Source organism: Bordetella genomosp. 7 (assembly GCF_002261415.1).
Taxonomy (GTDB): domain Bacteria; phylum Pseudomonadota; class Gammaproteobacteria; order Burkholderiales; family Burkholderiaceae_B; genus Bordetella_A.
Genome location: NZ_NEVI01000012.1, coordinates 82947 through 106083, shown reverse-complemented (window position 1 = coordinate 106083; position 23137 = coordinate 82947). Strand labels below are relative to the sequence as shown.

Annotated in this window: 20 protein-coding genes; 8 read left to right on the top strand and 12 right to left on the bottom strand. The window is 64.1% G+C overall.

Annotated elements, in window-relative coordinates; genetic code table 11:
* Positions 1 to 30 precede the first annotated feature (30 nt).
* Together CAL18_RS06295 and CAL18_RS06290 are read right to left on the bottom strand one after the other, a co-directional pair.
* Positions 31 to 1338 carry a flagellin gene (locus tag CAL18_RS06295; protein ID WP_094817538.1) on the bottom strand — a complete coding sequence of 436 codons (1308 nt, stop codon included), beginning with the start codon at positions 1336 to 1338 and terminating at the stop codon, positions 31 to 33.
* A 198-nt stretch (positions 1339 to 1536) separates the two neighbouring features.
* On the bottom strand, positions 1537 to 2313 hold the full coding sequence (locus CAL18_RS06290) for a ferredoxin--NADP reductase (RefSeq protein ID WP_026641307.1): 777 nt from the start codon (positions 2311 to 2313) through the stop codon (positions 1537 to 1539).
* Between the two features lie 309 nt (positions 2314 to 2622).
* On the opposite strand from CAL18_RS06290, the gene CAL18_RS06285 reads away from it, so the two are divergent.
* The 3 genes from CAL18_RS06285 (at position 2623) to CAL18_RS06275 (ending at position 6249) form a co-directional block, all read left to right on the top strand.
* Positions 2623 to 3663 carry a Fe(3+) ABC transporter substrate-binding protein gene (locus CAL18_RS06285; RefSeq protein ID WP_026641306.1) on the top strand — a complete coding sequence of 347 codons (1041 nt, stop codon included), beginning with the start codon at positions 2623 to 2625 and terminating at the stop codon, positions 3661 to 3663.
* 134 nt (positions 3664 to 3797) lie between these two features.
* Positions 3798 to 5468 carry an ABC transporter permease gene (locus CAL18_RS06280; protein ID WP_026641305.1) on the top strand — a complete coding sequence of 557 codons (1671 nt, stop codon included), beginning with the start codon at positions 3798 to 3800 and terminating at the stop codon, positions 5466 to 5468.
* 4 nt (positions 5469 to 5472) lie between these two features.
* The gene (locus tag CAL18_RS06275) at positions 5473 to 6249 is read left to right on the top strand and encodes an ABC transporter ATP-binding protein (protein ID WP_094817537.1); all 777 of its coding nucleotides are present in this window, start codon (positions 5473 to 5475) and stop codon (positions 6247 to 6249) included.
* A 526-nt stretch (positions 6250 to 6775) separates the two neighbouring features.
* On the opposite strand, the gene CAL18_RS06270 is transcribed toward CAL18_RS06275, so the two are convergent.
* Positions 6776 to 7660 (bottom strand): pirin family protein, encoded by an 885-nt coding sequence (locus CAL18_RS06270; protein ID WP_094817536.1) that lies wholly within the window; start codon positions 7658 to 7660, stop codon positions 6776 to 6778.
* 64 nt (positions 7661 to 7724) lie between these two features.
* The gene (locus CAL18_RS06265; protein WP_094817535.1) at positions 7725 to 8423 is read right to left on the bottom strand and encodes a pirin family protein; all 699 of its coding nucleotides are present in this window, start codon (positions 8421 to 8423) and stop codon (positions 7725 to 7727) included.
* Positions 8424 to 8568: 145 nt separating this feature from the next.
* On the opposite strand from CAL18_RS06265, the gene CAL18_RS06260 reads away from it, so the two are divergent.
* Positions 8569 to 9492, top strand: a complete 924-nt coding sequence (locus CAL18_RS06260; protein ID WP_094796482.1) for a LysR family transcriptional regulator — start codon at positions 8569 to 8571, stop codon at positions 9490 to 9492.
* A 32-nt stretch (positions 9493 to 9524) separates the two neighbouring features.
* Here the strand turns inward: CAL18_RS06260 and ntrC are convergent, their stop codons facing one another.
* The 6 genes from ntrC to CAL18_RS06230 form a co-directional block, all read right to left on the bottom strand.
* Positions 9525 to 11027, bottom strand: coding sequence for a nitrogen regulation protein NR(I) (gene ntrC / locus CAL18_RS06255; protein ID WP_094817534.1), 1503 nt, complete (start codon positions 11025 to 11027; stop codon positions 9525 to 9527).
* The gene (gene glnL, locus CAL18_RS06250) at positions 11024 to 12088 is read right to left on the bottom strand and encodes a nitrogen regulation protein NR(II) (RefSeq protein ID WP_038852714.1); all 1065 of its coding nucleotides are present in this window, start codon (positions 12086 to 12088) and stop codon (positions 11024 to 11026) included. Before glnL ends, ntrC begins: the two co-directional genes overlap by 4 nt.
* A 197-nt stretch (positions 12089 to 12285) precedes the next feature.
* Positions 12286 to 13698 carry a type I glutamate--ammonia ligase gene (gene glnA / locus CAL18_RS06245; protein WP_094817533.1) on the bottom strand — a complete coding sequence of 471 codons (1413 nt, stop codon included), beginning with the start codon at positions 13696 to 13698 and terminating at the stop codon, positions 12286 to 12288.
* Positions 13699 to 13898: 200 nt separating this feature from the next.
* Complete coding sequence (gene hemW / locus CAL18_RS06240) at positions 13899 to 15116, bottom strand: radical SAM family heme chaperone HemW (protein WP_026641297.1); 1218 nt, start codon at positions 15114 to 15116, stop codon at positions 13899 to 13901.
* A gap of 3 nt (positions 15117 to 15119) precedes the next feature.
* Positions 15120 to 15755, bottom strand: coding sequence for an RdgB/HAM1 family non-canonical purine NTP pyrophosphatase (gene rdgB, locus CAL18_RS06235; protein ID WP_026641296.1), 636 nt, complete (start codon positions 15753 to 15755; stop codon positions 15120 to 15122).
* Between the two features lie 80 nt (positions 15756 to 15835).
* A complete protein-coding gene (locus tag CAL18_RS06230; RefSeq protein WP_026641295.1) occupies positions 15836 to 16744 on the bottom strand; it encodes a LysR substrate-binding domain-containing protein in 909 nt (302 codons plus the stop codon).
* 118 nt (positions 16745 to 16862) lie between these two features.
* On the opposite strand from CAL18_RS06230, the gene CAL18_RS06225 reads away from it, so the two are divergent.
* Together CAL18_RS06225 and CAL18_RS06220 are read left to right on the top strand one after the other, a co-directional pair.
* Positions 16863 to 18023, top strand: coding sequence for an acyl-CoA dehydrogenase family protein (locus tag CAL18_RS06225; RefSeq protein WP_026641294.1), 1161 nt, complete (start codon positions 16863 to 16865; stop codon positions 18021 to 18023).
* A 5-nt stretch (positions 18024 to 18028) separates the two neighbouring features.
* Positions 18029 to 19399 carry an MmgE/PrpD family protein gene (locus tag CAL18_RS06220; protein ID WP_432759131.1) on the top strand — a complete coding sequence of 457 codons (1371 nt, stop codon included), beginning with the start codon at positions 18029 to 18031 and terminating at the stop codon, positions 19397 to 19399.
* 241 nt (positions 19400 to 19640) lie between these two features.
* On the opposite strand, the gene rph is transcribed toward CAL18_RS06220, so the two are convergent.
* Positions 19641 to 20384, bottom strand: coding sequence for a ribonuclease PH (gene rph / locus CAL18_RS06215; RefSeq protein ID WP_094796478.1), 744 nt, complete (start codon positions 20382 to 20384; stop codon positions 19641 to 19643).
* Between the two features lie 120 nt (positions 20385 to 20504).
* On the opposite strand from rph, the gene CAL18_RS06210 reads away from it, so the two are divergent.
* Positions 20505 to 21437, top strand: a complete 933-nt coding sequence (locus tag CAL18_RS06210) for a YicC/YloC family endoribonuclease (protein ID WP_026641291.1) — start codon at positions 20505 to 20507, stop codon at positions 21435 to 21437.
* A 128-nt stretch (positions 21438 to 21565) separates the two neighbouring features.
* Entirely contained in the window at positions 21566 to 22546 is a 981-nt protein-coding gene (locus CAL18_RS06205) for a Bug family tripartite tricarboxylate transporter substrate binding protein (protein ID WP_170940297.1), read from the top strand.
* Positions 22547 to 22618: 72 nt separating this feature from the next.
* Here CAL18_RS06205 and CAL18_RS06200 read toward each other — a convergent pair whose 3' ends face one another.
* Positions 22619 to 23134 carry a hemerythrin domain-containing protein gene (locus CAL18_RS06200; RefSeq protein WP_094817531.1) on the bottom strand — a complete coding sequence of 172 codons (516 nt, stop codon included), beginning with the start codon at positions 23132 to 23134 and terminating at the stop codon, positions 22619 to 22621.
* Positions 23135 to 23137: the final 3 nt, after the last annotated feature.

The window sequence follows — 23137 nt, the reverse complement described above, 5'->3', positions numbered from 1 at the left end:
TACCTGAGGTTTCCAGCCTGCCACACGGACTTATCCGCGCAGCAGGCTGAGCACTGTCTGCGGAATCTGGTTGGCCTGGGCCAGCACGGCCTGCACAGCCTGCTGCACAATCTGGCTCCGTATCATATTGGACGTTTCCACGGCATAGTCGGCATCTTCGATACGCGATCGGGCCGAATTCAAGGCCAGCTGCGACGTCGACAGGCCCTCGAGCACAGATTCGAGCCGATTCTGAGTCGCGCCCAGATAGGTGCGATACCCGTCTACCTGCGCGATGGCGGCGTCGATCTGCGCCAGCGAATCCGGCTGCATCAGTTCGATCGTGTTCGCATTCGGGCCACTCAGGTAGAACTTGTTGTTGAGCCGGCCCGCCAGCGGATCGTATTCCACGAAGTGCCCCTGCCATTCGAGGTACTTCACGTAGTTGCCGTCTTTATCCCAGCCCAGTTTTACGTTGTCGATCGGCTGGTCGTCCAGGATCACGCCGCGCGCGGGATCCTCGATGTCGGCCTGTTGGTAGCCATTGTGCACGCGATACGTAGCCACCCCGGATGCGTGGTCAAACACCAGGGCCCCTTCCGCCCGATGGTAGTAATCGTCGCCCACCTTGACTGCGTACTCGCCCGGCCGGGCGCTTCCATCGCGATTCCTGACCTGGTGGATGGTGATAGAACCCGGTGTCACGTGATAGGCGGCTTCCGCCTCGCCAGGTTTCAGCAGCACCCCGTCCCGGTTGATGATGCCTTCAAGCTCGAGCTTCCACGTGCCGGCATTGGCACCGCTGGCGATCGTAATCTCTGACAGCGGCGGCCCCACCGGAGGCCGGATAGCGTTCACGCCCAACGTATCGGTATTCAGCGGTTGCAGTTTCAACTCCAGCGTATCGGATGCCTCGCTCGACAGCTGGAAGCGCAGCGACTGCTCGGCGTCGAGCAGGCCTCGCCCCGCAAAGTTCAGCTCTGCGCCGATGCGATTGATCTCGTCGCGGATCTGCGCGATTTCTGTCTGGATAAACTCCCGATCCTGGAAAGACAATGAGCCGTTGCGGTGCTGCACGGTGAGCTCGCGCATGCGCTGCAATAGCGAATTGATGTCGGATGCGCCCCCCTCCACGGTCTGCAGGAGACCGATGGCGTCAGACACGGTGCGCATGGCGGCCGCGTTGCCCTTGATCCGGCTTGTCATGCGGTTGGCGATGGCAAGCCCCGCCGCATCGTCGCGGGCCGAATTGATCCTCAGCCCGGACGATAGCCTTTCCACACTCGACCCCAGCACGGCCTGCGAGCGCTTGAGATGTGAGTTGGCCCACCCCGAGAAGGGGCTGAAATTTATCAACATAGGATTGCAACTGCGACGTAGACATGATGTATATCGTCCGCGCTTCGCAAAGATTTAGCTTTTCTACATATATTTTATGTTTCGTAACAATAACGGCGGTTGTTGCCGACCCGCGCAATGCCCGACGCCCACGCGAAAAAGCCCTGCCCGCGGAACGGACAGGGCTTGCGCTGCGGTACCCGGGCGACGCGGGGCGGCTTACTTTTCGACGAACGCCCGTTCGACCACGTAGTCACCCGGCTCGCCAACCCCCGGCGACACCGTGAAGCCGCGCGAATCGAGCATGGCGCTGATGTCGGCCAGCATATGCGGGCTGCCGCAAAGCATGGCGCGATCGGTCTCGGGATTGATGGGCGGCAGGCCGATGTCTTGGCACAGCTTGCCGTTTTCAAGCAGCTCGGTGATGCGCCCCTGGTTGCGGAAGGGCTCGCGCGTGACCGTGGGATAGTAAATGAGCTTTTCGCGGACGACGTCGCCGAAGAATTCGTTGTTGGGCAGCTCGTTTTCGATGAAATCGGCGTAGGCCAGTTCGCTGACCCACCGCACGCCGTGCACCAGCACGACCTTTTCGAAGCGCTCGTAGACGTCGGGGTCTTTGATGATGCTCATGAAGGGAGCCAGGCCCGTGCCGGTGCCGAACAGGAACAGGTGCTTGCCCGGCTTGAGGTCGTCTACCACCAGCGTGCCCACCGGTTTGCGGCTGACCAGGATGGTGTCGCCTTCTTTCAGGTGCTGCAGGCGCGAGGTCAGGGGCCCGTTCTGGACCTTGATGCTGAGAAACTCAAGGTTTTCTTCGTAGTTGGCGCTGGCGATGCTGTAGGCACGCATGAGGGGCTTGCCTTCGACTTCCAGGCCGATCATGACGAAATGGCCGTTGTGGAACCGCAGGGCCGCGTCACGCGTGGTGGTGAAGGAAAAAAGCGTATCGTTCCAGTGGCGCACGCTCAGTACGCGCTCGGTATTGAAAGCTGCCATGTCGCTGAAATGGTACGACGCACCAGGTACGCCGGATGGATTTCCGTACTGCAGAAAAGACGCTGCACGGGCTAAGGGTTATCCCTATTTTAACGCGAGTGCTTGATAACTGCTCTCATTAATCCGTAATGCCTTTATAACTTTTTGATAGAGATCAGGCGTCCGGCCGCCAAGCCGTCTTCAAGTTGAACGCCAAACGGCTTCCTGTTATTGTCGCACCTACTTGATAATCATTTTCGTTAACGGACGCGCTGCGGCGTGCGTGCGGATGCCGCTTTGTGTCCGTTTTATCCTGCACTGGAGCTCTCCATGTCGATCCGACGCCTTTCCTTGACCCCCCTGCTGGGCGCGCTTGCGGTGGCTGGCAGCATCTTCGCCGCGCCCGCGGCGGCTGCTGACGAAGTCAGCCTGTACACCACTCGCGAACCGAAGCTGATCCAGCCGATGCTGGATGCGTTCACTAAAGAAAGCGGCATCAAGGTCAACACGGTGTTTGTCAAAGACGGCCTGCTGGAGCGTGTGAAAGCCGAAGGCGCGCAGTCGCCCGCCGACGTGCTGATGACCGTGGACATCGGCAACCTGATCGACCTGGTCGACGGCGGCGTCACCCAGCCCATCAAGTCGGAAACCCTGAATTCGGTGATCCCCGCCAACCTGCGCGGCGCGGACGGCCAGTGGTACACGCTGTCGCTGCGCGACCGCGTGCTGTATGCGGCCAATGATCTGGAACTCGACAGCTTCCATTATGAAGACCTGGCCGACCCGAAATGGAAGAACAAGGTGTGCATCCGCTCGGGCCAGCACCCCTATAACACGGGCATGGTGGCCGCAATGATCGCCCATGACGGAGCAGAAGCCACCGAGCAATGGCTGCGCGGCGTGAAAGCCAACCTGGCCCGCAAGGCGGCTGGCGGCGACCGTGACGTGGCGCGCGATATCCTGGGCGGCATTTGCGACATCGGCATCGCCAATGCGTATTACGTCGGCCACATGAAGAACGCCGAGCCGGGTACCGATGCCCGCAAATGGGGTGATGCGATCAAGGTTGTGCGTCCCACGTTCAAGAACGGCGGCGACGGCACGCACGTGAACATCAGCGGCGCGGCTGTGGCCAAGCATGCTCCCAACAAAGACAACGCCATCAAGCTGCTGGAATTCCTGGTGTCCGAGCCGGCCCAGACGCTGTACGCCCGTGCCAACTACGAATACCCGGTCCGCAAGGGTGTGAAATTGGATCCCGTGGTGGCCAGCTTTGGCGAATTGAAGGTAGACTCCCTGCCCGTTGCCGAAGTCGCCAAGTACCGCAAACAGGCCAGCGAACTCGTCGACAAAGTGGGCTTTGACAACTAAGCCTGCGTGAAAAGCGACGCATGGCCTGAACGGCCTTCGCGTTGTTCGGCGCCGGCCGGCGACGGCCGGCGCGGCGCAAACGTAATCAGGTGTCTGACTCCAGGCCGGAGATCAGGCACCTTCTTTCTTGAAGCATGCATACAGAAACCTTGCCTCGCCCATGGCGTTTGCGCGGACCTGAACGCGGCGCGGGGTGGCTGACTGGCGCCGCGCTGGTGGCGCTGGCTGTCCTGGCGCCGTTGGGCGCGCTGGCCTGGCAGGCGGCACATGCGGACCTATCTCACTGGTCGCACCTGACGCAGTACGTATTGCCCCAGGCGTTCGCCAACACCGCGCTGCTGCTGCTGGGCGTGGGCATATTGGTCACGATGCTGGGCACCGGCGCCGCCTGGCTGGTGACGGCGTACGAGTTTCCCACACGCCGCACGCTGACCTGGACGCTGCTGCTGCCCCTGGCAGTGCCTACCTACATCATTGCCTTTGCCTATCTGGACCTGCTGCACCCCATCGGTCCGATCCAGACCGCAATACGCACCCTGCTTGGCTACGACAGCCCTCGAGAGTTCCGCCTGCCCGACCTGCGTTCTATCTACGGCGCCATTTTCGTGCTGGGCTTCGTGCTGTACCCGTACGTGTACCTGAGCACCCGCATCATGTTCATGACGCAGGCGGCCAGTCTGCTCGAGGCCGCGCGCACGCTGGGCGCCGGCCGTGTGGGCGTGTTCGTGCGGGTGGCCTTGCCGCTGGCGCGGCCGGCCATTGCCGTGGGCGCAAGCCTGGCGCTGCTGGAAACCCTGAACGACATCGGCGCGTCCGAATTCCTGGGCGTGCAGACCCTGACCGTGTCGGTATACACCACCTGGATCACCCGCTCAGACCTTGCCAGCGCGGCCCAGATCGCGCTGACGATGCTTGCCATCGTGGTGGGGCTGATCCTGCTGGAGCGGCACGGGCGCAAGCGCCAACGCTATGCCAATACGCAGCGGATGCGCCCCATGCAGCCGCGTCGGCTACGCGGCGCGGCCGCCCTGCTCGCCATCGTGCTGGGCTGGATACCCGTTCTGATCGGTTTTGTGGCGCCGGCCGGATACCTGGTGGTAGAAACCTACAAGCGCCTGCATCTTGTGGGGGGCGTGTCCAGCCAACTGCTGAATGGCCTGTTCAATACGCTGGCTGTGGCGTTTACCGCCACCATCGTGACCCTGATTTGCGGGCTGATCGTGGCCTGGTCCGGCCGTACGTTACGCGAAAGCGCGCGTTTCAACCCGGGACGTGCATGCGCCCGCATTGCCAGCCTGGGTTACGCCGTGCCCGGCACAGTGCTGGCCATCGGGCTGCTGGTGCCGTTTACCTGGATCGATCGCCAGATAGGCGCGGTGTTCGGCACGCAAGGCCTGTTTTTGATGGGTTCGATGGGCGCCCTGGTATGCGCATACACAATGCGCTTCCTGGCGGTGTCGGTAGGCGGTATCGAAGCCGGGCTGGCGCGTATTCCGCCTTCGTTGGAACAGGCGTCCCGCCTGCTGGGGGAATCCGCCGGCAGCACGCTGCGCCGTGTGCATCTACCCTTGCTGCGCCCCGCGTTGGCCGCGGCCGCCCTGCTGGTTTTCGTGGACGCCATGAAAGAGCTGCCGGCCACGTTGCTGCTGCGACCGCTGAATTTCGAAACACTGGCGACCTGGCTATACGCCGAGGCCGCGCGCGGCACATACGAGGAAGGCGCGGTCGCAGCGCTGGCCATTGTGCTGGCCGGGCTGCTGCCCGTCATCCTGCTGGCGCGCACTAATTTGAAGATGGGACATTGATATCGTGCCCGACCTGCTTGAACTAGACCGCATCTGCCTGGCATACGATACCCCCCAGGGGCATAAGTCTGTGGTGCGGGATCTGTCGTTGTCGCTGCCCGCCGGCCATATCGGCTGCCTGCTCGGCGAATCCGGCTGTGGCAAAACCACCATCCTGCGCGCGATTGCGGGTTTCGAGCCGCTGCGCGCGGGGCACATCGCCCTGGACGGCACCATCATTTCGTCGCCCACGGTGCAGGTGGCTCCGGAGCTGCGCCGCGTAGGCATGATGTTCCAGGACTACGCGTTGTTTCCCCACCTGACCGCGGCGCAGAATGTAGCTTTTGGCCTGCGCCGGATGGGCAGGGCCCAACGCACCGCCCGCGTACGTGAAATGCTGGACCTGGTAGGGTTGGCGGCCTCGGCCGACAGTTATCCGCACGAGATATCCGGCGGCCAGCAGCAGCGCGTGGCGCTGGCTCGCGCACTGGCGCCCTCGCCCGAGCTGTTGCTGCTGGACGAGCCCTTCTCCAACCTGGACGTCGATACGCGCGAGCGCCTGGCGTTCGAGGTACGCGAAATCCTGAAATCGACTGGACATACGGCGATTCTGGTGACGCATAACCAGGCCGAAGCATTTGCCATCGCCGACCGCATCGGGGTCATGAAGGAAGGCAAGGTCGTGCAATGGGATACGCCCTACAACCTGCACCACCACCCTGCGGACGGTTTCGTACGGGATTTCGTGCGGCGCGAAACGCTGGCGGCCCAGCGGCAACAGGCCTACGCCCGCGGAATGTAGCCGCCCGCAATACAGTAATGCCATTTGGGAAGGCGTCTGACTCCCGTAGGGTGTCTGACACCTGTCGGAGTCAGACACCGATTCGTTGGCAAGCGCCGGGGATGCCGTTTGGGAGGTGTCTGACTCCCGCAGGGTGTCTGACACCTGTCGGAGTCAGACACCGGTTCGTTGGCGAGCGCCGGGGATGCGGTTTGGCGGGTGTCTGACTCCCGCAGGGTGTCTGACACCTGTCGGAGTCAGACACCGGTTCGTTGGCAAGCGCCGGGGATGCGGTTTGGCGGGTGTCTGACTCCCGCAGGGTGTCTGACACCTGTCGGAGTCAGACACCGGTTCGTTGGCGAGCGGCGGGGATGCGGTTTGGCGGGTGTCTGACTCCCGTAGGGTGTCTGACACCTGTCGGAGTCAGACACCGGTTCGTTGGCGAGCGGCGGGGATGCGGTTTGGGAGGTGTCTGACTCCCGCAGGGTGTCTGACACCTGTCGGAGTCAGACACTGGTTCGTTGGCGAGCGCGGTGACGCCGGACACTTATTGCCGCGGAGGTGGCAGCGGGATGTATTCGGTTTCATCGCCAGGCACGACCTGGTTGAAGCGGCTGCGTTCCCAGTCGAGCTTGGCTTGCTCGATGCGGTCTTTGCTGCTGGACACGAAGTTCCACCAGACGAAGCGCGGCCCGTCCAGGGGCTCGCCGCCCAATATTGCAAATCGCGCCGTTTCCCGTGCCTTGATTTCGACCGGTTTCCCGGCCGCGAAAACCAGCAGCTGCCCCGGCTGATGGCTTTGGCCGTCGACTTCGACCACGCCGCTGCTCAGGTATGCTGCGCGCTCTTCATGTTCGGCTGGCACGACCACGGTGGCGCCCGGCTGCAGCACGATATCTCCGAAGAACAGCGGCGACAGGGTGCGTACTGCGGAAGTCTGGCCGAATACCGAACCGGCCACCACGCGCGCCTGTACGCCCTCGCCTTCTACCAGCGGTTGCGCGTCGAGGCCGTAGTGCACGAAGCCCGGATCGGTTTCTTCGTGCCGGCTGGGCAGCCCCACCCACAGCTGCAAGCCCCACAGCCGTTGGCCTGCGTCCCGCTGCGGCGGTGGCGTGCGTTCGGAATGGACGATGCCCCGCCCCGCTGTCATCCAGTTGAGCTCGCCAGGGCGGATTTCCTGGACATGCCCGGCGCTGTCCCGGTGCATCATCGCGCCTTCGTACAGATACGTGACAGTCGACAGGCCGATATGCGGATGGGGACGCACGTCGACGCCTGCGCCGGGGTCGAACAGGGCCGGGCCCATCTCGTCCAGAAAGACAAACGGACCTACCGTGCGCCGCTGGGCGGAAGGCAAGGCGCGCCGCACTTCCAGGCCGCCGCCCAGGTCGCTGGTGCGCGGAACAATCAGGGTTTCGATACTGGACATGATGATTTCCTCTTCGGAAAAGACGCCTCTGGAAATGCGCCGGCCTGCGCCAGCGCCGCCACGCTTACGGTAAATCGAATACCAACACGTCGGCCTGCCTGCCGTCGCTGATGCGCACGGCCGCCTCGTCGGCCAGGGCCACCGCATCGCCGGCGGACAGTTCCACGCCGTTGACGGTCGCCTGGCCGCGCGCGATATGCACCCAGGCGCGACGCCCGGGCGCGAGCGACAGTTCGGCCTGTTCGCCGCCATCGAACAAACCCACGTACAACCGTGCATCCTGGTGGATGCGCATCGACCCATCAGCCCCGTCTGGCGACACCACCTGGCGCAACCGGCCCCGCTTTTCGCTTTCGGGAACGCGCTGCTCTTCGTATTCCGGCGCGATGCCCGTAACGTCGGGCTCGATCCAGATCTGCAGCAAATGGGTGTGCCGGTCGTCCAGCGGATTGAACTCGGAATGCATTACGCCGCGCCCTGCGCTCATGCGCTGCACGTCGCCAGGCCGGATGGTCGATCCGCTGCCCATGCTGTCTTTGTGCGCGACGGCGCCTTCCAGCACATAGGTAATGATCTCCATATCGCGGTGACCGTGCGTGCCGAAGCCGCGGCCCGGCGCGATGCGGTCGTCGTTGATCACGCGCAGCGGCCCGAACCCCATGTGCGCCGGGTCGTAATAGTTGGCAAACGAAAAGGTATGGTAGCTGTCCAGCCAGCCGTGGTTGGCATGGCCTCGTTCATGGCTACGGCGCAAAGTCAGCATGATCGACTCCTTTGAAAATTTTGAACTGGCGGCGCTGACCGCATGCACAGCAACGCCGCTGATAAGACGTATTGTGGGTGGAGTTCACTGACTTGTGGATGAAGCCGTTTGATGAGAACATTCAATTTATTTGAATGATTTTTCCATGCAAGCAATAACGCCCGAACTGCTGTACATGGTAGACGCCATCGCCCGCCACGGCAGCTTTGCAAAAGCGGCGCGGGAACTGGGCAAAGTGCCCTCTGCCGTCACGTACGCGGTGCGCAAGCTCGAAGACGCCCTGGATGTACTTCTGTTTGATCGCAGCGGCCATCGCGCGCAACTGACTCCGGCGGGCCAGACGCTGCTGCAGGACGGACGCCAGGTATTGCAATCGCTCGATGCCCTGGCCGGCAGGGTCAAGCGGGTGGCCACCGGCTGGGAACTGGAACTGCGCGTGGCGGTAAACACGATACTGCCCCTGCCCCCGCTGTACGACGTCATCCGCGAGTTTCGCGAGGCTGCGTCCGTCACGACGTTACGCCTGTCCACCGAGGTGCTGGGCGGCAACTGGGATGCGCTGGCCAGCGGGCGCGCCGACCTTGTGATCGGCGCGGATGCGAATGGCGCCGCGCCAGCGGCTTACCGCTCGCATGCCATGGGCGAGGTCCAGTTCGGTTTTTGTGTGTCGCCGGACCATCCGCTGGCCTTGCTGGGCCGGCCCTTGCAGGCAAGCGACATCGCGGCGTATTGCGCCGTGGTGGTCGCTGATACGTCGCGCCACCTTCCCCCCCTGACGCGGGGCTTGCTGAACAGGCAGCCGCTGATTGTGATGCCCACCATGCAGGCCAAGATCGACGCACAGGTACGCGGCCTGGGCTGCGGATACCTGCCCTTGACGCTGGCCGCGCCCTACATCGTGCGCGGCGAGCTGGTCGAGTGCCAGATTGTCGATGGCGTGCCCATGACGGAACAGCTGGTGTATGCCTGGCGCGACCAGGCGCCGGGCGCGGCATTGAAATGGTGGCTGCAGAAGCTGCGCTCGCCCCGCCTGTGCGAAAGCCTGCTGGGACTACAGCAGGCCGGCTGAACAATGCCCGTTGTGCGTCGGCGCACGCCGCCCTACTCTTCGATGCCCAGTTCCCGCAGCTTGCGCGTAATGGTATTGCGGCCGATGCCCAGGCGGCTGGCCGCCTCTACGCGGCGGCCCCGGCTGGCATCCAGGGCGCTTTGCAGCAAGATGCGCTCGAACTGACGCGTCAGGGTTGCCATCACGGCCGGCTCGCCGCGCTGCAGCCGTTGCTGCGCATCGCGCAGCAACGCTGTTTGCCAGTCGGCGCCTTCGACGCGCGCCAGGGGCGCGGCAGGCGGCGCCGTGCCCGCCGGGAAGCCGCCCTGCACGGCCACCGCGACGCCGCTTACGGATGCTTGCGGTTGCAGCTGCATGGCACGGATTTCGGGAGGCAGGTCGGCGGGCTCGATGGTCTGGCCCGGCGCCATCACGGTAAGCCAGTGGCAGAAGTTTTCGAGCTGGCGCACATTGCCGGGAAACTCGAAACGCTGCAGCGCCGCCATCGCGTCCGGCGTCAGCCGCTTGACCGGCACGCCCAGCGAGCGCGCACTGGCTGCCAGAAAATGGCTGGCCAGCGAAGGAATATCTTCGACACGCTCGCGCAACGGCGGCAGGCGCAAGCGGATAACGTTCAAACGGTGGAACAGATCTTCGCGGAACAGGCCTTGCTCGACGCGCTGCTCCAGCGGCTGGTGCGTCGCCGCCACGATGCGCACGTCGACCCGAACGGGCTGCGCGCCGCCTACCCGGTAGAAACTGCCTTCGGCCAGCACACGCAGCAGCCGGGTCTGCAGCTCGATCGGCATGTCGCCGATTTCGTCCAGGAACAAGGTGCCCCCGTGCGCCTCTTCGAAACGGCCGCGGCGCAGCGTGTTGGCGCCGGTGAACGCACCCCGTTCATGGCCGAACAGCTCGGCTTCGAGCAGGTCGCGCGGAATGGCCGCCGCATTCAGGGCAACGAAAGGCCCGCCGGCCCTCGCCCCATGGCCGTGCAGCGCCCGCGCCACCAACTCCTTGCCGGTGCCCGATTCGCCGGTGATCAGCACCGTGACTTTCGATTGCGCCAGCCGGCCGATAGCGCGGAATACTTCCTGCATGGCAGTGGAAGATGACTGCGTCATCATCCACCGCTCGCCGCCGGGGCCGGGTTCGCCGGTGTCCATGTCGCTGGAGCGATCATCGTGCGGCGCCGATTCATTGACCGCGCGCTCGATCAGTTCCACCGCCTCGTTGACGTCGAACGGCTTGGCCAGATAGTCGAAGGCGCCGCCCTGGAAAGCCGATACCGTGCTGTCCAGGTCGGCGAACGCGGTCATGACGATGACGGGCAGGCGGGGATGGCGTTCTTTAATCTGGCGCAGCAGGTCCAGCCCGCTGCCGCCGGGCATGCGTATGTCGGATACCAGGGCGGCCGGCGCCTGGTCGTCCAGCGCTTCAAGCACGTCGCGCGCCTGCGAGAAACTGCGGGTGGGAATGCCGGCCCTGGCCAGCGCTTTTTCAAGTACCCACCGTATGGCCTGGTCGTCGTCAACGATCCATACTAGGTTGCTCATAGAGGGTGCTCCATGGGCAGGATCAGACGGAATTCAGTGTGCCTGGGACGGGATTCGAACTCGATGATGCCTCCGTGCTGCTGCACAAAATCCTGGGCCAGGCTCAGGCCCAGGCCGGTACCGCCAGGACGGGCCGTCACAAGCGGATGAAAGATGCGGTCCCGGATCGAATCGGGAACGCCGGGCCCGTTGTCGATGACGGACAGCACCAGGGCCAGGCGATGCTGCCGGTGCGCCAGCATCACCTGGCGCGCAACCCGTGTGCGCAGAGTGACCTGGCCAGCGGGGATATCGGGGCCTGTGGCCTGTTGCGAGAGTTCCTGCGCGGCGTTGCGCACCACATTAAGTACTGCCTGGATCAGGCGGGCGGCGTCGCCACGCAGGTCGGGCACGGATGCGTCGTAGTCGCGCACCAGGGTGATTCGGTCGCGAAATTCGGCCTGGATCAGCGCGCAGACGCGCTCGCAGACTTCGTGAATGTTGACGGACTGGGTATGCAATGGCACACGCTGAGGGCCGCTCAGGCGATCCACCAGCACCTGCAGGCGGTCGGCCTCCGAAATAATGACCTGCGTGTATTCGGCCAACGCCGCGTTGGGCAGCTCGGCCTCGAGCAACTGCGCGGCGCCGCGCAGCCCGCCCAGGGGGTTCTTGACTTCGTGGGCCAGGTTGCGCAGCAGTTCGCGGTGCGCTTCGATCTCTTCAACCAGCCGATGATTGCGGTCGGCCAATACGCGCTGCTCGATCTCGCGCGCTTCGATCAATACAGGCCAATCCTGGCTGGCCAATGATACGGTGGTGACGGAAACCTCGACAGACTCGCTGGCGCGACGCACGGATGACAGCTGACGCACATCGGCAAACTGACCCGCGACGGCACGGTCGATGGAAGACTGCAGGTTCTCGGGATGGTCAAACAGCTTGGCTGCGGCCAGCCCCTTCAGTTGTCTGCGGGAACGGCCGAACAGGTCTTCTGCAGCCGCATTGGCATGTTCGACATGCCCGCGTCCGTTCAGCAGCAGAATGGCCGTGGCCAAAAGATCAAACGCTTCGACATTCATCATTCGCGGCACCTGGGGAAACGCACCAAGGGACTCTCAAGCCCACCAGCCCGCCATTGTTCGGGACGCACAGCGCTATGGTCGCCAGTGCCCGGGCCCCAAGGAACTCCAGACACCGCGCCCATCAGATGGCGCCGGCAAGCCCCGGTGCCTGACGCCCAACGGGGCAGACACCGGAACCCGCCTTGCCAGCTAGATCACAGGCTGTAGTACATGTCGAACTCGACCGGATGAGTCGTCATGCGCAGGCGCTGAACTTCACCTTCCTTCAGGGCCAGGTAGGCGTCGATCATGTCGTTGCTGAACACACCGCCGCGGGTCAGGAACTCGCGGTCTTTGTCCAGCGCCTCGAGCGCCTGGTCGAGCGATGCGCAGACGGTCGGGATCATCGCGTCTTCTTCCGGCGGCAGGTCGTACAGGTTCTTGTCGGCGGGGTCGCCGGGGTGGATCTTGTTCTGCACGCCGTCCAGGCCGGCCATCATCAGGGCCGAGAAAGCCAGGTAGGGGTTGGCCAGCGGATCCGGGAAGCGGGTTTCGATACGGCGCGCCTTGGGGTTGCCGACGTAGGGGATGCGGATCGAGGCCGAGCGGTTGCGGGCCGAGTAGGCCAGCTTGACCGGCGCTTCGAAGTGCGGCACCAGGCGCTTGTACGAGTTGGTGCCCGGGTTGGTGATGGCGTTGAGCGCACGCGCGTGCTTGATGATGCCGCCGATGTAGTACATGGCGAACTCGGACAGGCCCGCGTAGCCGTTGCCCGCAAACAGGTTCTGGCCATCTTTCCAGATGGACTGGTGCACGTGCATGCCGGAACCGTTGTCGCCGACCACGGGCTTGGGCATGAACGTGGCGGTCTTGCCGTAGGCGTGCGCGACGTTGTGCACGACGTATTTCAGGATCTGGTTCCAGTCGGCGCGGCGCACCAGCGTATTGAACTTGGTGCCGATCTCGAGCTGGCCGGGGCCGGCAACTTCGTGGTGGTGCACTTCGACCGGCACGCCCATTTGTTCGAGCAGCAGGCACATCTCGGAACGCATGTCCTGGAAGGAATCGACCGGGGGCACGGGGAAATACCCGCCCTTGACCGCCGGGCGATGGCCGGTGTTGCCGCCTTCGAATTCAATGGCCGACGACCACGAGGCCTCTTCGGACTTGATCTTCACGAAGGTGCCCGACATGTCCGTGTTCCAGGTCACGCCGTCGAACACGAAGAATTCGGGCTCGGGACCGAAGTAGGCGGTGTCGCCCAGGCCGGAAGACTTCAGGTACGCTTCGGCGCGCTTGGCCAGCGAACGCGGATCGCGGTCGTACCCTTTCAGGTCCGAGGGCTCGACCACGTCGCAGCTGAAGATCAGCGTCGGCTCTTCGCGGAAGGGATCGAGGTTTGCGGTGTCCAGGTCGGGAATGAGCAGCATGTCGGAAGCTTCGATGCCCTTCCAGCCCGGGATGGACGAACCGTCGAAAGCCTGGCCGCTTTCCAGCTTGTCTTCATCGATGGCCGAGGTGGGCACCGACACGTGATGCTCACGACCCGCAGTGTCGGTGAAGCGGAAATCAACAAACTTGACTTCTTGGTCGGCGATCTGTTTCAGGATGTCTTTCGGGCTTGCCATGTCATCTCCATTGATAAAAGCGCCGCGGTGTACGCTGTTCCGGCCGGCACGTACCCCAATAAAGCAAGATGCATGCCAAGACCCAACTCAGGGCATGAGCTCAGATATGCGCATTGAAAGGGACATTATGCACCATATCGGTGCGCACTGCGATGTCCTGGTGCACAATTTTGGTGCAATACATGCACCGTATTGCAGCGTTACAGGAAGATTTCCTGTAAGTCGTTCAGGAAGCGCCAGCCCAGGGGGGTGGCGCGGATTCGCGCAGGGTCTGCATCGAGCAGCCCTCGCTCGGTGGCAGTTTGCAGGCGCTTGGCGATGGCGGCCAGCGACACGCCCGTACGTTCGGTAAACGAACCGGCCGCGACGCCTTCTTTAAGGCGCAAGGCGTTGAGCATGAATTCGAACGGCAATTCGTCGGACGGAACGCTGCGGTTCTCGGCAATATGGGTGCCATCCCGCGCCACGGCAGCGGCCATCCACGATTCGGGGTTGCGCAGCCGCGCCTGCCGCACGATGCGGTCGTGAAACGACAGCTTGCCGTGCGCGCCAGGCCCCAACCCCAGATAATCGCCGAATTCCCAATAATTGAGGTTGTGGCGGCACCGGGCGCCCGGCCGCGCATAGGCGGACACTTCGTAGCGCTGCAGGCCCGCTGACCCCAGGGTTTCTTCGACCGCGTCCTGCATGGCCGCGCTCAGGTCGTCATCGGGAACCTCGGGCGGATACTTGGCAAATACGGTATTGGGTTCAAGCGTCAGGTGATACAGCGACAGGTGCTCCGTGCCGAACGACAGGGCCTGGCGCAGATCCTGGACACAGCCGTCCAGGTCTTGACCGGGCAACGCGAACATGACGTCCAGGTTGACCCGCGCGACAGCGCGCTGGGCCATATCGATGGCCGCGCGGGCCTGGGCGGCATCATGGATGCGGCCCAGCTTCTTCAATTGGGCATCATCGAAGCTCTGGATCCCCAGCGACAACCGATTGACGCCGCTGGCGGCATAGTCGCGCAAGCGCGCCGCCTCGGCGGCGCCGGGATTCGCCTCCATGGTGATTTCGGCATCAGGCAGCAGGTTCAGGCAGGCGCGCAGCATCGCCAACAGTTCGTCAAGCGCGGCGGCCGACAACAGACTGGGCGTGCCTCCGCCCAGGAAAACCGATATGACCTGCCTGCCCCAGACCAACGGCAGCGCCTGCTCCAGATCCGCCCGCAAGGCGTCCAGGTAGGCACGCTCGGGAAGCTCGGCGGGCATCGCATGCGAATTGAAGTCGCAATACGGACATTTGCGCACGCACCAAGGCACGTGTACGTACACAGACAAGGGCGGCAGGCTCGTCAGCGTGGCGCCCGGCGGCACCACCGTGCGCGCAGTAGCGCTCGAGCCCGCGGGCCGGATAGGTATGGTAGTGGCCACGACTTACCTATGCGGTGATGCCAGCCTGTCGAGCAACTGGACCAGCCCCCGGGCGCGATGGCTGACCCGGTTTTTCTCGGCCGGATCCAGCTCGGCCGCAGTTCGGCCCAGCTCGGGCAGCAGAAAATGCGGATCGTAGCCAAAGCCATGCAGGCCCCGCGGAGCATCGACGATCTGGCCGTGCCACAGGCCTTCGCCTATGAGCGGACAGGGGTCGTCGTGGGTGCGCACCAGCACCAGCAGCGCGACATACGACGCCCTGCGGTCGGCCACCCCTGCCAGGTTGCGGACCAGCAAGGCATTATTGGCGGCGTCGCTGCGTTCGGCCGCTGGGTCGGCCAACTGCGCATAGCGCGCGGAATATACGCCGGGCGCCCCGCCCAAGGCGGGCACGCACAGCCCGGAATCGTCGGCCAGCGCAGGCAGCCCGGTCAGCCGGCTGGCATGACGCGCCTTGGCCAGCGCGTTCTCGACGAAGGTGACATGCGGCTCTTCGGCTTCAGGCACGCCGAGTTCGCCCTGGGGAACGAGCGCGATCCCCAAGGGGGCGAACAGGGCCGAGAACTCACGCAGTTTGCCCTGGTTATTGGAAGCCAGGACGACCCGGCCGTAGGGGAAATCGATGCTGTTCGGATCCATGCCGCCATTGTAGTCCGGGGCCAGGGGACCTCTGTGCCGGGGCGGCGGCGCCGAGCGTGGCGCCCGCCCTGGCGTGGCGCCTATTTTTCGCGTTCCGGCACGTCGGCCACCAGCATGTCGAGCAGTTCGCGCGCAAACGCCGGCAGGGCATCGCGGTTGCGCACGCAGATCTGCAGTTCGCGCAGGGCCCAGTCGTCGATCAGGGGCACGATGGCCACGTTCAGCCCGCGCGCATAGCGCAACGCCACCGACTCGGGAATGACGCCTATTCCCACGCCGCTTTCTATCATGCGGCACACGGCCTCGAAGTTGCCCACCTCTACCCGGAACTTGAAGGTGCGCCCCAGCGCCGCGGCGGCCTGTAACAGGAAGGGGTGGATGGCGCTCCATTCGGACAGGCCGACGTAATCGTTGCCCAGCGTATCGGCAAACGCGACGGCGGACTCGCCAGCCAGCGGATGCCCGGCCGGGGTGACCACCACCAGGCGATCTTTGCGGTAGGGAATGAACTGCAGATTCTGGTCTGCCGTATAGCCGGCCACGATGCCCAGGTCGGCCGAACCCTCGGCCACGGCGCGCACGATCAGGTAGCTCAGGCGTTCGCGCAGTTCGACGTTGACGTCCGGATGGGCCGCCAGGAAGCGGCTGAGAACGGCTGGCATGAACTCGGTCATGGCCGTGGTGTTGGCCAACACCCGCACGTGGCCCTTTACGCCGCGCGCAAATTCCTGCATGTCGCCGCGCAGCTGCTCGATTTGCCGCATCACGGTGCGCGCATGGCGCGTCAGGGCCTCGCCCGAAGGGGTCAGCGTGACACCCTGGCTGGTGCGATACAGCAGCTGCGTACCGAAGTGCTCTTCGAGGTTCTTGATGCGCGTACTGGCCGCCGGCAGCGACAGATGCGTTTTTTCGGCACCGCGGGTAAGGCTGTGCCAGTCGCCGATATGTACTATCAACTGCAGATCGGTCAGATCAAAATGCCCGGCCATGTATTCCTCTTGTTCGGCAAATGCTAACCCGGTATTAAGCAATCATAAATTGGCAAGCGCGCCCGGGTTGCGGCAAAGTGCCGGATTATCCGTAGGCCTCATCATAGAACCCCGAATCATGTCTGACACCAATACGCAATTCCAGGACATCCGCGAAGCCGTCCGCGACCTTTGCTCGCAGTTTTCCGGCGAATACTTCCGGAAAATCGACGAACAGCGCGGCTACCCCGAAGAATTCGTCAACGCGCTGACCGAAGCCGGCTGGCTGGCGGCACTGATTCCACAGGAATATGGCGGCTCGGGCCTGGGCCTGACCGAAGCGTCGGTCATTATGGAGGAAATCAACCGCAGCGGCGGCAACTCGGGCGTGTGCCACGGCCAGATGTACAACATGGGCACCCTGCTGCGCCATGGCTCCGAAGCGCAAAAGCGCGAGTTCCTGCCGCGCATCGCAAGCGGCGAACTGCGCCTGCAATCGATGGGCGTCACCGAGCCCACCACCGGCACCGACACCACCAAGATCAAGACCACCGCCGTGCGTCGCGGCGACCGCTACGTAATCAATGGGCAGAAGGTCTGGATCTCGCGGGTACAACATTCCGACTACATGATCCTGCTGGCCCGCACCACGCCGCTGGAACAGGTCACCCGCAAATCCGAGGGCATGTCGATTTTCCTGGTTGACCTGCACCACGCCGTCAAGAATGGCCTGGAAGTGCGGCCCATTCCCAACATGGTCAACCATGAAACCAACGAGCTGTTCTTCGACAACCTGGAAATTCCCGTCGAGAACCTGATCGGCGAAGAAGGCAAGGGTTTCAAGTACATCCTGGACGGCCTGAACGCCGAACGCACGCTGATCGCCGCCGAATGCATCGGCGACGGCTACTGGTTTATCGACAAGGTGACGGCATACGCCAAGGAGCGCGTAGTGTTCGGCCGCCCCATCGGCCAGAACCAGGGCGTGCAATTTCCCATTTCGCGCGCCTACATCAACGTCGAGGCGGCCAGCCTGATGCGCTACGAAGCCTGCCGCCTGTTTGACGCCCACCAGCCGTGCGGCGCCCAGGCAAACATGGCCAAGCTGCTGGCCGCCGACGCGTCATGGGAAGCGGCCAACGCCTGCCTGCAGTTCCATGGCGGCTTCGGCTTTGCCAATGAATACGATGTCGAGCGCAAATTCCGCGAAACCCGCCTGTACCAGGTTGCCCCGATTTCCACCAACCTGATTCTTGCCTATGTGGCCGAGCACGTGCTGGGCCTGCCCCGTTCATTCTGATGACTATGGCCGACCACCACTCCCACCCCAGCGCCGCGCTCGCGGAATTCGCCGCCAACCTGCGCTTTGAAGATATCCCTGCCGCCGTATTGCGGCGAGCCGAAGACCTGCTGCTTGACTGCCTGGGTTCGATACTGGCGGGCGCGGGCGCGCGGGCGGTGCAGGCCATCGAGCGCTATGCGGCGGCCATGGGGCCATCCGACGGGCCATCGCAAGTACTGATCACGCGGCGGCAGACCTCGCCATTGTTCGCCGCCATGGTCAACGCTGCGGCGGCACACGTGGTGGAACAAGACGACGTGCACAACGGTTCGGTGTTCCACCCTGCCGCCGTGGTGTTTCCGCCCGCGCTGGCGGTAGCCCAGGCGCTGGGCAGCTCGGGCAAGGACCTGCTCGTGGCTTCGGTGGCGGGCTACGAAGTGGGCATACGCGTAGGCGAATTCCTGGGGCGCTCGCACTACAAGATCTTCCACACCACCGGCACGGTGGGCACGCTGGCGGCGGCCGTCACGGTGGGCCGGCTGCTGGGCCTGAGTGCCGAACAGATGCTGCACGCCCTGGGCTCGGCCGGCACGCAGGCCGCCGGCTTGTGGGAATTCCTGCGCGATGCGGCCGATTCCAAGCAATTGCACACTGCCAAGGCGGCGGCCGACGGCCTGACCGCGGCCTACCTTGCCCAGGAAGGCTTCACGGGGGCGCGGCGCATCCTGGAAGGCGCCCAGGGCATGGCCGCCGGCATGTCCAGTGACGCGGACCCTGCTCGCCTGCTGGATCGCCTGGGCCAGCGCTGGGCCCTGGCGGAAACGTCATTCAAGTTCCATGCGTCGTGCCGTCACACACATCCCGCGGCAGACGCGCTGCAGTCGGCCATGCGCGAGCATGATCTGCGCGCCGAGGACCTGGCCGAAGTCATCGCGCATGTGCACCAGGGCGCCATTGACGTGCTGGGCCCGGTGGTCGACCCCAAGACGGTGCATCAATCCAAGTTTTCGATGGGTACGGTGCTGGGGCTGATCGCGCGCAGCGGGCGGGCGGGCCTGGCCGAGTTCGACGCGGCGCTGGGCGACCCGGACATCGCGGCGCTGCGCGGCAAGTTCCGCATGGAACTCGACGCCGAGGTCGACGGCGCCTACCCCGAACGCTGGATCGGCAAGGTCACCGTGCGCACCACCGACGGACGTGTGCTGCACGCGCGGGTCGACGAACCCAAGGGCGATCCAGGCAATACACTGAGTCGTCCGGAGATCGAAGAAAAGACGCTGCAGCTGGGGGTCTATGCACAGGCCGCCACCGAAGCCGAAGTGCGAAGCCTGATCGAATCGGTATGGGGGCTGGAAAACCTGCCGCGCGTGCAATCGCTGCTGCCGGCGAAGTGATGTTTCGCATGTAGGTGTCTGACACCCTCCGGGAGTCAGACACCGGCAATGGATACGCTGTGCAGGTTGGGCGTCTGACACCCCAAAATGTCAGACACCGCGCTCTTCGCATGTAGGTGTCTGACACCCTTCGGGAGTCAGACACCGGCAACGGAGACGCTGCTCAGATTGGTGTCTGACACCCATAGGGTGTCTGCCACCGCCGCTTCGGGAACCGCCCGTCGCGCTGCGATATGGCGGCTTATTGCTTCAGGGCGGTGCGCTGTTGGTGCACCAGTTGCGCGATGCCTTGTTCGGCCAGCGCCAGCATGGCGTCCAGCTCGGCGCGGGTGAAGGTAGCGCCTTCGCCGGTGCCCTGCACTTCGACAAATGCGCCCGACCCCGTCATTACGACATTCACGTCAGCCTCGCACGCTGAGTCTTCTTCGTAGTCCAGGTCGAGCACCGGCCGGCCCGACACCAAGCCGACCGAGACGGCCGCCACGGCGTCGCGGATGGGGTTGACGGCCAGGTCTCCACGCTGCATCAACAGCGCCACGGCGTCGGCCGCCGCCACCCAGGCTCCCGTGATGCTGGCGCAGCGCGTGCCGCCGTCTGCCTGCAAGACGTCGCAATCCAGGTGCAGGGTGCGTTCGCCCAGCGCTTTCATATCGAACACGGCGCGCAGGCTGCGACCGATCAGGCGCTGGATTTCCTGGGTGCGCCCGCTTTGCTTGCCGCGCGCCGCCTCGCGGTCGCCGCGCGTATGCGTCGCACGCGGCAGCATGCCGTACTCGGCCGTCACCCAACCTTCGCCGCGGCCTTTCAGAAACGGCGGAACCTTATCGAGCACGCTGGCCGTGCACAGCACGTGCGTGTCGCCCGCGCGCACCAGCACGGACCCTTCTGCATAGCGGGTATAGCTGCGCTGCAGGCTGAACGGGCGCAGTTGGTCGGCCAGGCGGCCCGAGGGACGGGGCACGGCCGAGGCGGAAGTCGAGGTCACGGGGCAGACTCCTTAAAACGGGGATGTTGCGCCGCATTGTACGTGGAGGTTTGAGGTATCCTGCCGGAAACCGGGGCCATGCCCGCCCTGCTCTATTGCTTAATTCACCAGGACATCCTCATGATCCGCAGCATGACTGCTTTCGGCAACGCCCGCGCCGACCTCGAACAGGGCACCCTTGCCCTGGAACTGCGCAGCGTCAACAGCCGCTACCTGGACCTGTACTTTCGCCTGCCCGACGAACTGAGGCATGTCGAAACCCCGCTGCGCGAATTGCTTACCGCGAACCTCGGGCGTGGCAAGGTCGAGGTGCGGGTCTCGTATACGCGCAACGCCGGCGCCGACCTCGCCAAGCTGGACCCGGCCTGGCTTGAGCACCTGGCCGGGCAGTTGCAGGCGGCCCGCGACATACTGCCCGACGTTGCGGCGCCGCGCCTGGCCGAGCTCTTCAACTGGCCGGGGCAGCGCGGCAATGATGCGCTGGATCCGCAGATCTGGGGCGCCGCCTGCCTGCAGGCGGCCAAACAGGCGCTGACCCAATTGCAGGAAGGCCGCGAACGCGAAGGCCAGCGGCTGGCCGCCGCGATGCTGGAATGCGCCCAGGGCGTGGGCCGCATCGTCGAATCCGTTGAAGCACATCTGCCGCAATTATTGGCGGATCACCGTGAAAAGCTCGCGATCAAATTGCGCGAATCCGTAGAGGCGGCCTTTCCCGGCGGCTTCGCGCATATCACCGGCCCCGAGCTTTCCGAACGCCTGGCGCAAGAGGCCAACCTGTTCGCGCTGCGCGTGGATGTCGCCGAAGAACTGGCGCGGCTGCGCTCGCACCTGGAAGAACTGCGCCACCTGCTGGGCGGCGATGAAAAAGCCAAGGCGGGCGGCAAGCGCGGCGGCGGCAGCGCCGGCAAGCGCCTGGATTTTCTGTTCCAGGAAATGAACCGCGAGGCCAATACGCTGGGGTCCAAGGCGGGCAGCATGGACGTCACACGCGCTGCCATGGATCTGAAATTGCTGATCGAGCAGATGCGAGAGCAGGCGCAGAACATTGAATGACGCGGCACTTTCCGGCGCACGGCCTGCATAAGTTCACGCTGTGAAAAAGTACCGCGATTGCCCGATTCAAATCGCGCGGCTTCGGGGATATGGTGAGTCTCTATATTCTAAGAACCAGGAGAGACACTATGTTCAGCAAGTGGGTGGGGGCCGGCATTGCCGGGCTGGCGCTGGCACTGGGCAACGCCGCGCTGGCCACGCAAGATTATCCCGACAAGCCGGTCAAGTTCATTGTGGCATCGGGCACCGCCAGCAGCCCCGATTCCATCAGCCGCCTCGTGGCCGAAAAATTGTCGGCCAAGTGGGGCCAGCCCGTGGTCATCGAGAACGCCGCCGGCCTGGGCGGCATTATCGGCACGGAACGCGCGTCGCGCGCCACCCCTGATGGCTATACGTTGGTGGTAAGCACCATCGGCGCCATGGCGGTGGGGGTCAGCCTGATGGACAACCTGCCCTACGACCCGGTCAAAGACTTCGAGCCGGTGACCATGCTCATGGCGATGCCCAACCTGTTTGTCGTGCATCCGAGCGTACCCGTGAAGAACTTGCAGGAACTGGTCGCCTATGTAAAGCAGAACCCCGGCAAACTTCGCTATGGGCACCCTGGCATCGGCACCACGCCGCATCTTTCGGCCGAACTGCTCAAGCAGATGACCGGCATCCAGATGGAAGGCATTCCGTACAAGGCCAGCTCGCAGATGACCACCGACTTTCTGTCGGGACAATACGAGGTGTTGTTTCACAACGCCTCGGTGCTGTTGCCCTACGTAAAGGCCGGCAAGGCAACGCTAATGGGCATAACCAGCCCCAAGCGCGTACGCGCCCTGCCCGATGTGCCTACGGTGGCCGAGGCCGACACCGAATTGGCCGACTTCTCGGTACATGCCTGGTGGGGCCTGCACGCGCCGGCCGGTACGCCCGACGCCATCGTGCAGAAGGCCAGCAAGGACGTCGCCGAAATCCTGGCGCAGGCGGAGGTGACCAAGTGGGTAGAAGACCGGGGCGGTGAAGTGGGCGGCGGCACGCCGCAGGATCTTCGTGCCTACCAGGCCGCCGAGACCGAAAAATGGCGCAAGCTGATCAAGGAAGCCGGGATCAAGGCAAACTAAGACTGCCACGCTGCCTGCCGGCGCCTGATCCGGTTCATGAACCGGGCAGGCGCCGGCTCCCTTTCGGCGTGGTCAGGCCGTGCGCCCATTCAATGCATTGGGAAACAGCACGGTATTTTCCAGACGGATGTGGTCGACCAGGTCTTGCCTGAAGGTTCGCAGCTCGTCGTATAGCCTGGTCCATGTGCCGCATGCGCCGGCGGGCAGGTTCAGGCCGCCGGTAAGCCTGTCCAGGCGCACCAATGCATCGGCATGCTGGTCGTGTTCCATGCGCATGACGGTAATGGGAGCGCCCGCCTGCGGGCCGCGGCCCTGGGTGATGAGCGGAAACAGTACCTGTTCTTCCTTGCGCATATGGCTTTCGAGCTCTTGCAACATATCGTGCAAGTGCTCGGCGAGGCCATGCGGGCAATCGGCATGGTCGTCATGCACCTGCTCGACTTTCAGCGCGAGTTCGATGGCCAGGCGCAGTTGCTCGCGATGGCGCTCGTGATAGCGCTGCAGGATGTGCGCAACCAGCTCGGCCAGGGGGGCATTGGACCATTGTTCGGCGGTGCGGGTGGAAATGAGATCAGCGGCTTGGTTCATGAA